The organism is Chryseobacterium cucumeris, from assembly GCF_001593385.1.
GTDB lineage: Bacteria > Bacteroidota > Bacteroidia > Flavobacteriales > Weeksellaceae > Chryseobacterium > Chryseobacterium cucumeris.
The window spans coordinates 204,848-217,707 of sequence record NZ_LUVZ01000045.1 but is presented as its reverse complement, the minus strand read 5'-3'; the positions used below and the strand labels follow the sequence as shown (position 1 = coordinate 217,707).

The window sequence follows — 12,860 nt, the reverse complement described above, 5'->3', positions numbered from 1 at the left end:
CCATTTAATTCTACTTTCATAAAGTTAAAAGATGTATTTTTATATTTCATATATGAAATAATTTAAAAGAATAAAAGATGAAAGTTGTAGGACTTAATTTAGATATCATATGGAAAAAAAAAACTGAGAATTTTGCGCGTATAGAAAGCGAATTGCTCAATGTGGAGGCAGATCTGTTTCTGCTTCCTGAAATGTTTTCAACAGGTTTCTGTATGGATGCTTCTGAAGTTTCGGACAGAAATAATGAATCACTACAGTTTTTGAAAAAAATCTCAAAAGAGAAAAATGCTGCGTTTTGCGGAAGTGCTCCGGTAGAACAGGACGGCAATTTTTACAACAGAATGTTCTTTGTAAAACCGGATGGCGAAATCACTTTTTATGATAAGAGACATTTGTTTTCTTTTTCCGGAGAAGATAAAGTATACACGCCAGGAAAGGAAAGAGTAATTGTTGAATATAAAGGAATACGTTTCCTGCTTCAGGTGTGTTACGATCTACGTTTTCCTGTCTTTGCAAGGAATAACGATGATTATGATGCCATATTATATGTTGCCAACTGGCCCGAGAAAAGGGTAGGAGCATGGGAACATCTGTTGAAAGCCAGAGCTATTGAAAACTTATCTTTTGTATTTGGTTTAAACAGAATCGGGACCGATGGAAATGATCTGTTGTATCAGGAAAGCTCTCACTGCTTCTTTGGAGATGGAAAAGAAATTTCTCAGAAACAGGGAAATCTTGTATCTGCAGAATTATATATGGAAGAATTGAACGATTTTAGAAAGCATTTCCAGTTTTTAAATGACCGGGATAGTTTCTCCATTCAACTATAAAAAATAATAAAGGCTGAAATTCATGTGAACTTCAGCCTTTATTATTTTTTTGTTTTTATTTAAACATATTGTTGCAGAAGGTTCGTTAATGTGTTCACATCATGAACACCACTTTCCTTCCAAAGCATTTCTCCTTTTTTGAAAATGGCCAGTGTAGGGACTCCACGTACGCCATACTGAGCTGCCAGTGCAGGATATTGATCTACATCTACTTTTATAATTCTTGCTCCTTCACCAATATTTTCTTTTACTGTATTTAATACCGAAGACTGTACTTTACAAGGCTGACACCATGTTGCGAAAAAATCGATAAGTACGGGTCTTTCGGAATCTATGATTTCCTGAAATTTTTGTGACATAGTTTTGGTTTTATTAGTTTGCATTTTTGTTTGTTTCATCCTGGATCGCTTTTACATTTTTCCAGGTTGTACCATCATAAGCTTCCACACCATTTTTCTTAAGAATTTCCATCGCCTGATCAGCCTGGATTCCTTTATTGCAAAACACAACAACTTTTTTACCTTTTAGAGTTTCTATATTGTTTTGAATCTCTGCCAAAGGAATGTTGATGGCATTCTTTGCTGTTCCTGCGGCATATTGCTCCGGAATTCTGACATCCACCAATGTTACATCAGAGCTGTTAACCATTTCTTTGATGTTAGCCGTAGAAACAGTTGCTGTAGAGTTTGTCTTGCAGGCATTTAGCGTAAATGTTAATGCTAAAAATAATCCGAAAAACTGAATTTTCATGTCTTACAGGGTCTTAGATTGGCATACAAAATCTGTGGTTGGAAGTTTTTCCGTTTTTTTGATTCCGTTAAAACCACCTTCGATTTCGGTAAAGTTTCTGATTCCGTGCGAGTTAAGGATGCTTGCGGCAATCATGCTTCTGTACCCACCTGCGCAGTGCAGGAAGAAATGTTCAGAATCATCAATGGTACGAGCCCAGTCACTGATAATGTCTAGTGGCTTGTTATAAGCATTGTCAATGTGTTCTGCGGAATACTCCGTAAGTTTTCTTACATCAATTACTGTAGCGTCTGCTGTAAATTGTTCTGCAAATTCAGCCGGAGTAATTCTTTTGATCTCATCCGTTTCCTTACCTGCATTTTTCCATGCTTCAAAACTGCCTTTCAGGTAACCAATTACATTGTCAAAACCTACTCGGCTCAGTCTTGTGATTACTTCCTCTTCAGTTCCTTCATCAGTAATTAATAATAAAGGGTGTTTTACATCTACAATAAGCGTTCCTACCCATGGGGCAAAATCACCTTTCAGTCCTATATTGATAGAGTTGGGAACAAATCCTTTATGGAAATCCGCAGCTCCTCTTGTATCTAAAATTAATGCTCCTGTTTCTTCTGCCAGAGCTTCGAAATCTTCAGGTGTTACAGGCTGCAATCCTTTGTTCATCACAACGTCCAGACTTTCATAGCCACCTTTATTTAAAGCGACATTCATCCCGAAATATTTTGGAGGAGCTGTTAAGCCATCCAGAACTTCTCTGATGAAAGACTCTTTATCCGGTTGATTAAGAGCGTAATTGGTTTTCTTTTGGTTTCCTAAGATATCAACTGTCTCTTTCTGCATATTCTTTCCACAAGCAGATCCGGCTCCGTGAGCTGGATATACAGTGATGCTGTCATCCAATGGCATGATTTTGCTCTGAAGGCTGTCATACAAAATTCCAGCAAGATCCTCCTGAGTAAGATTAGTTGCCTTCTGGGCAAGATCCGGTCTTCCAACATCTCCTAAAAACAGCGTATCACCAGTAAAGATTGCAGTTTCAACACCATTTTCATCGATTAAAAGGTAAGTACTGCTTTCCATCGTATGCCCAGGAGTGTGCATGACCTTTATTTTCACTTTTCCGATCTCAAAAATCTGATTGTCTTCAGCAATAATAGCGTCAAATTCCGGAGCAGCGGTAGGTCCATATACAATAGGAGCACCTGTTTTGTTGCTTAAATCCAAATGTCCTGATACAAAATCTGCATGGAAGTGAGTTTCAAAAATATATTTTAAAGTGACATTGTCTTTTTCCAGACGATCCAGATAAGGTTTTACTTCTCTTAGCGGATCAATAATGGCAGCTTCATTCTCTGATACAATATAATAGGCACCCTGAGCCAGACAGCCCGTATATATTTGTTCAATTTTCATTGGGGTCTTTTTTTAATGAGTTAAAGATACGAAGTATTAGATCAATTCTAAATGAAATGTTAAATCCCATTGATAGTTTCTTTCAATACTTTGTTAAACGTACGTTTAGTATATGTTGTTTTTTCAGCAAAAAGAATGCCTTACATAAAGATAATGGTAAATGCTGTTTTATATCATGTTTAGTTCCTATATCCTTCCTGGCAGAAAAAAAATAATGATCGTGGTTTAAAATTTGATTATTGAAGGACAAATTTATTTTCGAAAGAAGCGGAGAGAAGTTCTTCAGAAAATATCTTTACATATTTTACAAAAAATTTTATATTTATAAGTTAAAAAAGCGATCAAATGGCAGACAAAACACAATTTATTGAAGAACTTAACGCTAGATATACTCCAAAAGGAGAGCATATAATATTAGGAAAAGGAATGTTGGATGGCGAAGTGGTGACAGAAGTCAATGTAACCATTCCTCTGAAAACCATAAATCGTCACGGTCTTATTGCCGGTGCTACCGGAACCGGTAAGACAAAAACGTTACAGGTGTTTGCAGAACAGCTTTCTCACGCAGGAATTCCGTCTTTGGTTCTGGATATTAAGGGAGACTTTTCCGGGATTGCAGAAGCAGGTCAGATGAATCCTATCATTGAAGAAAGGTATGGCAAAACACAGCTTCCTTATAATCCACAAGGTTTTCCAGTAGAACTCATGAGTATTTCCGGAGGAAAAGGTGTAAAATTGAGAGCTACGGTTACAGAATTTGGGCCTGTTTTATTAAGCAAAATTCTTGAATTGAATGATACCCAGCAAAGTATCATGTCTATAGTTTTCAAATACTGTGATGATAAAGGACTTCCATTGATTGATCTTAACGATTTGAAGAAAGTACTGCAGTACGTGACGGATAATGCACAGGGAAAAGCTGAACTTGCAGCTAATTATGGATCTATTGCATCAGCATCTTTGGGAGCTATTTTAAGATCTATTGTAGCTCTGGAACAACAAGGAGCGGCAGGATTCTTTGGTGAGCTAAGCTTTGATGTTCATGACTTGCTGGAAACAAGAGACGGAAAAGGAGTGGTTAATATCTTAAGAGTAGCAGATATCCAGAACAAACCACAGCTTTTCTCCACTTTTATGCTTTCTCTTTTTGCAGAAATTTATATGACATTTCCGGAAGAAGGAGATAGCGGGAAACCAAAATTGGTATTATTCATTGATGAAGCCCACCTGATTTTTGATGAAGCTTCCAAGGCCCTTCTTTCACAAATTGAAACGATGGTAAAACTGATCCGTTCCAAAGGAGTGGGGATCTATTTTATTACCCAGATTCCTGGTGATGTCCCTGAAAATGTACTTTCCCAACTAGGATTAAAAATACAACATGCTCTAAGAGGTTTTACGGCAAAAGATAAAAAAGAAATTACCAAAGCCGTTGAAAACTATCCTACCACAGAATATTATAATGCTTCCAGCCTGATCCAGAATTTGGGAATCGGAGAAGCATTTGTTACAGCACTTGATGAAAAAGGAATTCCTACCCCATTAGTACATACTTATCTGATCTCTCCGGAATCAAGGATGGATGTTTTGAATGACGCGGAAATCTCTGATCTGACTTCAAGATCAGCACTTGTTGCAAAATATGAGCAGGCAATTGACAGAGAATCTGCTTATGAAATGCTTACCAATAGGATGGAACAGGCTGCACAAAACCCGTCACCTAACCAAAAGGCAAAGCCGGTAAAAGAAGAACCTGGAATGTTTGAACAGGTATTGCAAAGTAAAGCTGGCCGTACTTTTACCTCTACATTAATGAGAGAAGGAGCAAAAGCTATTCTCGGAATGTTCGGTCTGGGAGGCAGAAGAAGATAATTTTGAAAGACAATCTGCTGTATTTTGATATATTTTTTGTTATTTTAGCAGGTTATCTTTACTTAATAAAGAAAAATAAGACCGTATTTTATTGGGGAATAAAGCGTCGGTTTTAAATATTAAACCAGAAAAACAGCAGTTAAAACATTCATGTATTCAATTATAGATATAGAAAGTAATGGTGCAGGTTATAGAAATGAATGCATTATAGATATCGCCATTTACAGATATGACGGTCAGAAAATTATAGACCAGTTTATATCTCTGGTAAACCCTGAAGGTGATATCACTCCTTTTGTACAAAAACTGACCAGTATTACCCCGAAAATGGTCAAAACTGCTCCGAAATTTCATGAAATTGCCAAAAGAGTGATAGAAATTACTCAAAATACAACTTTGGTGGGGCATAATATTGATTTTGATTATAGGATGCTTCGCCAGTCATTCAAAAGGCTTGGTTATGATTTTAAAATCAATACTTTAGATACAATTCCGTTAACAAAAAAACTGATTCCTGATGAGGTAAGTTATTCCTTGGGAAAACTGGTGAAATCATTAGGTATTCCATTGAATAACCATCACAGGGCGGAAGGTGATGCAAGAGCTACCTTAGAACTTTTCAAGCTTCTGATTTCAAAGGATACCGAAAATGAGATCATTCAGAAGCAGCATGATGAGTCTAACGCCAAAACGTATATCAATAAGATCAAAGAGCTGACTCAAGATCTTCCTAATGATAAAGGTTTTGTCTATTTTCAGGATGAAGGTGGACGTATTATGTTTTCTGATTATGTTCAGGATATCAACAAATTTTCCAAAAAGGTTTTCAATTCCAAATCAAAAAAATGGGAACAGATTCAGAAAGATGTTGAGCAGATTAATTTTGAACTTACCGGAACAGATATTATTGCCAAACTGATACTGAATTCCAAGAATATTAAAAAGAAAGAAGTTTTACCTTTCGGACTATATTTCAGGAATAATAAATATGTGGTTGAGAAAAATAAGCTCAATAAAACAGAGAAGCCAGTCTTGAAATTCAGGTCATTTACCCAGGGAACAAAAGCTCTTCAGTTTATTGGTTCTCAGGAAGAATTTAAAGATTTTTCTGTCTTGAAACAAAAAATTGAATTCAGAAAAAGAAATGAACTTTGGCTTGGACCAGGAAGAAAATTAGGAGAAAAGTTATTTTTAATCATAGAAAACGGGAAATTGGTTTCCTTTGGATTCTATGAGCTGTTTACGCAGATTCAGACACTGAGTAAGCTGGCTAAGTTGAAAATTGATCTTCCGTTATCTTCCACAGATCTGAATAATGAACTGCAGTTGGCTCTTCTTCGTGGGGATTTTGAGACATTACCGTTACCGAAGTAAAAGAGTGTCTATACGTTACAAGTTGTCTTCTGAAGACAATGGTTGTACAATCAATTTTCAAAAAGTAAAAAATAAATAGTATTTTTGCAAAAAATAAATACAAGCAATGCAAAATTTTAAACAAAATAAAACTGGAAAAAAGGGAGCTGTAAAGTTCTCTAAGGTTTGGAATATTTAAAAGAGTTGTCTTGCATAAAAAATAATCAATGTGGCAGGCTCTTTTCTGAAGAATCTGCCTTTTTTTATGTTAAAATGAAATTATGAATTCAAAAGAATTATTAAAGATTGCCAATGAGTTTGGCACACCAGTGTACGTTTATGATGCGGAGTCCATCAAAATTCAATATGAAAAACTTACCTCTTCATTTTTAAAACATACGAAGTTCTTCTACGCAGCGAAGGCTTTAACGAATATCAATATTCTTAAATATGTCAAGAACCTGGGTGCATCTTTGGATTGTGTATCTATTAACGAGGTTAAACTAGGGTTGAAGGCAGGATTTTCGAAAGAAAAGATATTGTTTACTCCCAATTGTGTTGACCTGGCCGAAATAGAAGAAGCAATGACTTTTGGAGTTCATATTAACATTGATAACATTTCTATTCTTGAGCAATTCGGGAATAAATACGGGAACACTTATCCTATTTTAGTAAGAATCAACCCACATATTTTTGCTGGGGGTAATTATAAAATCTCAACGGGGCATATCGATAGTAAATTCGGGATTTCCATTCACCAGGTTCGTCACATTGAAAGAGTGATGAAAAGTACCAACCTGAATGTTGAAGGACTTCACATGCATACGGGAAGCGAAATTAAAGATCCGGACGTATTTCTTCAGGCATTGGAGATTATGCTGGAGCTTTCTGAGCATTTCCCGAATCTGAAATATCTGGATATGGGAAGTGGTTTCAAGATCCCTTATCAGGACAGTGAAGAAGAAACTGATGTGAGAACATTAGGTAAAAAAGTAGAGAAAGTAATTTCTGAATTTTCAAAATCTACAGGAAAAAAATTCGAATTATGGTTTGAGCCTGGGAAATTCTTAGTTGGGAAAAGCGGATATTTATTGGTGAAAGCTAATGTAATTAAACAGACAACGGCTACTGTTTTTGTTGGAGTGAACTCCGGATTTAATCATTTGATCCGTCCGATGTTCTATGATTCTTATCACATGATTGAGAACCTTTCTAACCCAAAAGGAGCAGAGAGAATTTATACTGTTGTAGGAAATATTTGCGAAACCGATACTTTTGCATGGGACAGAAAACTGAATGAAGTAAGAGAAGGAGATATCCTTGCTTTCCACAATGCAGGAGCGTATGGTTTTGAAATGAGTTCAAACTTCAACTCAAGATTAAAACCGGCTGAAGTATTGTTCTTAGACGGAAAAGCTCATTTGATCCGTAAAAGAGATGAGTTTGAAGATCTGTTGAGAAATCAGATTGAAATAGTGATGTAAAATCCACATATAATATAAACAGCCGCCTTTTAGGTGGCTGTTTTGTTTTACAGCGGAATATTAAACCTCACGGGTTTTGAAAACCCGTGAGGTTTGAATAGAAAAAAATCAAAATTAAATTACAAGTTTTTAACATTGCGTTAGGGATAGAGTCTCAACTTTATTCGTTAAATTTGATAGAGATAGGAAGATTTTCTTCTTCTCAAATACTATTTTCATCTAAAAACAATCACCAAAACAGAGTAATTATGGCAAAAAACATCGCAGAGCAGATTGTTGAAATGCTCGAAAATGCCAATGTGAAAAGAATTTATGCTGTAACAGGCGACAGTCTTAATCATCTGAATATTGCAGTCAAAAAAAGCAGTATCCAATGGATTCATGTAAGACATGAAGAAGTAGGAGCTTATGCTGCCGCTGCAGAGGCGGAGCTTGATGGGTTAGCTGTATGTGCCGGAAGCTGTGGTCCCGGACACGTTCATCTGATCAATGGAGTTTATGAAGCTCATCGCTCTCATGTTCCAATGCTGGTCATTGCTTCCACCATTCCCAGTGATGAAATGGGCATGGATTACTTTCAGGAAACCAATACGATAAAACTGTTTGACGACTGTAGTTACTATAATCAAATGATTACCCGGCCAGAGCAGGTACAGAGAACTGTACAGACTGCTATCCAACATGCAATTTCCAAAAAAGGAGTTGCGGTGATAGGTCTTCCGGGAGATGTTTCTGAATTAGATGCCGAAGAAGGCTCTACTTCCACTCAAATCTTTAAAACAAATCCTGTCATAAGACCTTCGGATGAGGAGTTGAAAAGCTTGTCAACACTGATAAATAATAGTAAAAAAGTAACAATCTATTGCGGAATAGGCGCTGCTGAAGCCCGTGATGAAGTGGTTGCTTTGTCCAATCTGTTAAAAGCGCCCGTAGGATATTCATTTAGGGGGAAAATGGCTATTCAGCCCAATAATCCAAATGAAGTGGGACTTACAGGTCTGTTAGGATTTCCTTCAGCCTATCACGCCATGCATGAAGCTGATCTCGTCATTCTTCTGGGGACGGATTTTCCTTATCAGAAATTCATGCCTGTAAAAAATAAAATCGTCCAGATTGATGAAAGTCCTGAAAGATTGGGAAGAAGAGCAAAACTCGAGCTAGGACTTGCCGGGGATGTCAAAGAAACCATCAAAGCATTATTGCCGTTACTTGACGAAAAAACTGATGTTAATTTCCTGAACGAGCAGCTGGCATTTTATGATAAAGTGAAAGAAAGCCAGTTGGAGTATGTGAAAGATTCTGGAAAAGAGAATGCTATTCAGCCGGAATATGTGGCCCATACTTTAGACAAACTTGCTAAGCATGATGCTATTTTTACGGTAGACACCGGAATGTGCTGTGTATGGGGAGCAAGATTTATTACAGGAACAGGCGAAAGGAAAATGCTGGGTTCATTCAATCATGGATCAATGGCTAACGCAATGCCAATGGCTATCGGAGCAGCTTTAGCGCATCCTGAGAAACAGGTAATTGCTCTATGTGGAGACGGTGGACTATCCATGCTTTTAGGGGATATGGCTACTATTTTTCAGTATAAACTCCCTGTGAAACTAATTGTTTTCAACAACAGAACGTTGGGAATGGTAAAACTGGAAATGGAAGTTGGCGGGATGCCAGATAATGAAACCGATATGATTAACCCGGATTTTGCCATGTTAGCACATGCGATGGGCTATCCGGGAAAAAATGTTCATCTTCCCGAAGAAGTAGAAAGTGCCATCAAAGAATGTCTGGATCACAACGGACCTTATCTTCTGAATATTTTCACCAATCCTAATGCACTGGCCCTTCCTCCTAAGATTGAATTTGATCAGATTATGGGAATGACAAAGTCTATGGCCCAGCTGATGCTTGGAGGTAAAATGGATGAGGTTTTTGAAACCGTAAAAAGTAATTATAAACACATTAAAGGGTTACTGTAAGATTAAAAAATAATGAATTCAAAACTCGTATTGAATTCGCAATATTTAAATTCTGAAACTTCATGCTTTGCGTGAAGTTTTTATTGTTTATAAATAAGCTAAATATTTACCTTTGTCTATTATTTAGTATACAAAATTATGAGAACGATATTTTTATTTTTAGCCTTATGTGTAATGAATTTTTCATTGGCGCAGGATCAGGAAGACCGTGATGATTCTTTTATCAGGGAAAGCAATAAAAATGTTCTGAAAATAGATATCAAAGAACCTTTTATGCAGGTGGCTGTAAAATGTAATGATTTTAAACCTGCTGCTTTCGAAGGAGGTGTCGCGGCCTATAAAGAAATTCTCAACAAATATATGTATGCATATCTGAATTCAGATTTCTATGCTTTGACTGGAGATTTTACATTTACCTTAGTGCTTGATGCTAAAGGAAAAGTAGTAGATGTGAAAGGAATGCCTAAAGTACAGAACAGTGAAGTTTTTTTTGACGATATGCAATATGTAGTAAGAAGAATCAAGAAAAACTGGACTCCGGCCTCTTGTGGCGGGCAGCCTGTAGCTTCACAGATCAAGGTTAAAATGAACTTCTCTTCAATGTCTGTGGATATTGATTAGATGCAAAGGTTTTCTTTTCAAAATTTAAACACAGGGAGATATTTAGTGAAGAGATCAATTAAGATCTGAAAAAAGAAATAAGATGAAACATGACCATGATTAAAAAAATTTTGTTGTTTATTACTTTCTTTGCAACAAAATTAATTTTTGCTCAAAATGAAGTTTTGGATAAATATCCTTATGGCCAAGATTTTTACGTTGGAGGTGTAAATCAATTAACTAAGGAGATGGTAATGGTTGTTAAAGAGAAAAAGTTGTTGCCTTGCGAAAAAAGCGAAGAACGGTATAATGTACAGATTCTTGTGCATGAAAACTCAACGATCAATTATGTTAAAGATTTTGATACTTTAGAAATTCAAAAAAATAAATGCGCATTTGATTTCAGCCGTAAAATTATTCCCCATCTCAAAAAATGGATGCCGGCAAAAGTAAACGGAAAGTTTATTGGAGCCATTGCCAAATTTGAAATAAATCCTTTTTATTTAGTTAATTCCAAAGATGATCCAAGCAAAAATGAAAAGAAAGGCCCAACTTTTAAAAAAGGAATAAAAGCTTTTGGATTTGAGGTTAAGTCTATTTTTGAAAGATTCGTAAAGAAAAACGAAGACAAAAGAGCTTTGTTGACATTTGTTGTCAATGAGAATGGCGAAATGGAGGATTTCAAGATTGAAGGTGATTTTTTTGACTATGAAAAGAAAGATATCATCAATAGTCTGTCTAGAATAAAAGGAAAATGGAATCCTGCTACATTTAATAATATTCCAATTAGAGCTAAAATTACTCAACCAATTTTTCAACAATTTGATCTACAGAGAGAGTTGGAAGATCAGGATAAAATAATGGATCAAAATTTCCATGATAACAGATACAGATAATCTCCTGACATTCTGTCACAATATTTTGTATCTTTGCAAACTTATTCGTTCGTAATTTTAAATTACGGACCTTAAATTGATTATCGTGCAGGAAAAATATATAGACGAAACAAAACAGGGCGAAGCTTTTGCTATTGCAGAAAAACCGGAGAACTCTAAAAAACTGTTTTTAGAAAGCTATGGTTGTCAGATGAACTTCTCTGACTCTGAGATTGTTGCATCCATTCTTAATGAACAGGGCTATAATACAACGATGAAAGTTGAAGAAGCAGACCTGATTCTTTTAAATACATGTTCCATCCGTGAAAAAGCAGAACAGACTGTAAGAATGCGTCTTTCTCAGTTTAAAAATCTGAAAAAAGAAAGACCGAATATGACGGTTGGTGTACTAGGATGTATGGCAGAAAGATTGAAAACCAAGTTCTTGGAAGAGGAGCAGTTGGTTGACCTTGTTGTAGGTCCGGATGCGTACAGAGACTTACCGAACCTTTTAAAAGAAACTGATGATGGAAGAGATGCCATCAACGTTATTCTTTCCAAAGAAGAGACTTATGCCGATATCAATCCTGTTCGTTTAGGTGGAAACGGTGTTACCGCATTTGTTACCATTACAAGAGGTTGTGATAATATGTGTACATTCTGTGTGGTTCCTTTTACCAGAGGAAGAGAAAGAAGCCGTGATCCGCACTCTATTATTGAAGAATGTAAAGATCTTGCCAATAACGGATATAAAGAAATCACCCTTTTAGGCCAAAACGTAGACTCTTACCTTTGGTATGGAGGCGGTCCTAAAAAAGACTTTGCCAAAGCTTCTGAAATGCAGAAAGCAACAGCCGTTAATTTTGCTCAGCTTCTTGATTTAGTGGCTAAAGCCGTTCCGGAGCTGAGAATCAGATTCTCTACTTCAAATCCTCAGGATATGAGTCTGGATGTATTCAAAATGATGGCAAAGCATCACAACATCTGTAAATATGTTCACCTTCCTGTACAAAGCGGAAGCAATAATATGCTGGAAGCGATGAACAGACAGCATACCCGTGAAGAATATCTTGATCTGATCAGAAAAGCAAAAGAAATTGTTCCGGAAGTCGCATTCTCTCAGGATATGATCGTTGGATTCTGTAATGAAACAGAAGAGGATCACCAGGATACTTTAAGTCTTATGAGAGAAGTAGAATATGACTACGGTTATATGTTTGCCTACTCAGAAAGACCGGGAACACCGGCGCACAAGAAAATGGAAGATAATATTCCGGCTGATGTAAAACAAAGACGTCTTGCTGAGGTTATTGCCCTTCAGGGTGAGCTTTCAAAACAAAGAATGAAATCTTATGTAGGAAGAGAGCACCAGATCCTTATCGAAGGAATTTCCAAGAAGAACAAAAATCAGTGGAAAGGAAGAAACTCTCAGAATGCGGTATGTGTCTTCGATAAACTGGAAGGACAGAAAATAGGTGACATTGTGAACGTTTTTGTGTATGATAATACGCAAGGCACGCTTTTAGGGAGGACAGTAGAATAAAATTAAGTTACCATCACTGAAAAACTTAAAAAAAGAAAATATATATTCTTAAAAAAAGATCAACGGGTATATTACCGTAAGATTTTTAGTAAATTGTGAAGGAAAGACAGTACTGTTCAGATTATGGTATATGAGCCCAGGTCTGAAAGAGATAGAAG

General features: G+C 36.4%; 11 protein-coding genes. 8 read left to right on the top strand and 3 right to left on the bottom strand.

From position 1 onward, the window contains the following. The first annotated feature begins 77 nt into the window (after positions 1-77). Complete coding sequence (locus A1704_RS21705; RefSeq protein WP_062676089.1) at positions 78-830, top strand: nitrilase-related carbon-nitrogen hydrolase; 753 nt, start codon at positions 78-80, stop codon at positions 828-830. Between the two features lie 59 nt (positions 831-889). Here A1704_RS21705 and A1704_RS21700 read toward each other — a convergent pair whose 3' ends face one another. The 3 genes from A1704_RS21700 to A1704_RS21690 are packed head-to-tail and all read right to left on the bottom strand — an operon-like array spanning position 890 to position 2,993. Beyond that, on the bottom strand, positions 890-1,189 hold the full coding sequence (locus A1704_RS21700) for a thioredoxin family protein (protein ID WP_047424552.1): 300 nt from the start codon (positions 1,187-1,189) through the stop codon (positions 890-892). A 13-nt stretch (positions 1,190-1,202) separates the two neighbouring features. Further along, positions 1,203-1,580: a rhodanese-like domain-containing protein gene (locus tag A1704_RS21695; protein ID WP_062676088.1), complete on the bottom strand. Its 378-nt coding sequence runs from the start codon at positions 1,578-1,580 to the stop codon at positions 1,203-1,205. Positions 1,581-1,583: 3 nt separating this feature from the next. Further along, positions 1,584-2,993, bottom strand: a complete 1,410-nt coding sequence (locus A1704_RS21690; protein WP_062676087.1) for an MBL fold metallo-hydrolase — start codon at positions 2,991-2,993, stop codon at positions 1,584-1,586. Between the two features lie 345 nt (positions 2,994-3,338). Between A1704_RS21690 and A1704_RS21685 the strand changes: the two genes are divergently transcribed. From A1704_RS21685 to miaB, 7 genes are all read left to right on the top strand, one after another. Beyond that, positions 3,339-4,865, top strand: a complete 1,527-nt coding sequence (locus tag A1704_RS21685) for a helicase HerA-like domain-containing protein (protein ID WP_062676086.1) — start codon at positions 3,339-3,341, stop codon at positions 4,863-4,865. A 150-nt stretch (positions 4,866-5,015) separates the two neighbouring features. Next, a complete protein-coding gene (locus tag A1704_RS21680) occupies positions 5,016-6,239 on the top strand; it encodes a 3'-5' exonuclease (RefSeq protein WP_062676085.1) in 1,224 nt (407 codons plus the stop codon). Positions 6,240-6,499: 260 nt separating this feature from the next. Continuing rightward, positions 6,500-7,702: a diaminopimelate decarboxylase gene (lysA, locus tag A1704_RS21675; protein WP_174525211.1), complete on the top strand. Its 1,203-nt coding sequence runs from the start codon at positions 6,500-6,502 to the stop codon at positions 7,700-7,702. Between the two features lie 248 nt (positions 7,703-7,950). Next, positions 7,951-9,684, top strand: coding sequence for a thiamine pyrophosphate-dependent enzyme (locus A1704_RS21670; RefSeq protein WP_062676083.1), 1,734 nt, complete (start codon positions 7,951-7,953; stop codon positions 9,682-9,684). 138 nt (positions 9,685-9,822) lie between these two features. Further along, complete coding sequence (locus A1704_RS21665; RefSeq protein ID WP_238590669.1) at positions 9,823-10,305, top strand: hypothetical protein; 483 nt, start codon at positions 9,823-9,825, stop codon at positions 10,303-10,305. A 95-nt stretch (positions 10,306-10,400) separates the two neighbouring features. After that, the gene (locus A1704_RS21660) at positions 10,401-11,180 is read left to right on the top strand and encodes a hypothetical protein (RefSeq protein ID WP_131797559.1); all 780 of its coding nucleotides are present in this window, start codon (positions 10,401-10,403) and stop codon (positions 11,178-11,180) included. Between the two features lie 85 nt (positions 11,181-11,265). Further along, the gene (gene miaB / locus A1704_RS21655; protein ID WP_062676080.1) at positions 11,266-12,702 is read left to right on the top strand and encodes a tRNA (N6-isopentenyl adenosine(37)-C2)-methylthiotransferase MiaB; all 1,437 of its coding nucleotides are present in this window, start codon (positions 11,266-11,268) and stop codon (positions 12,700-12,702) included. The last annotated feature ends 158 nt before the right edge of the window (positions 12,703-12,860 follow it).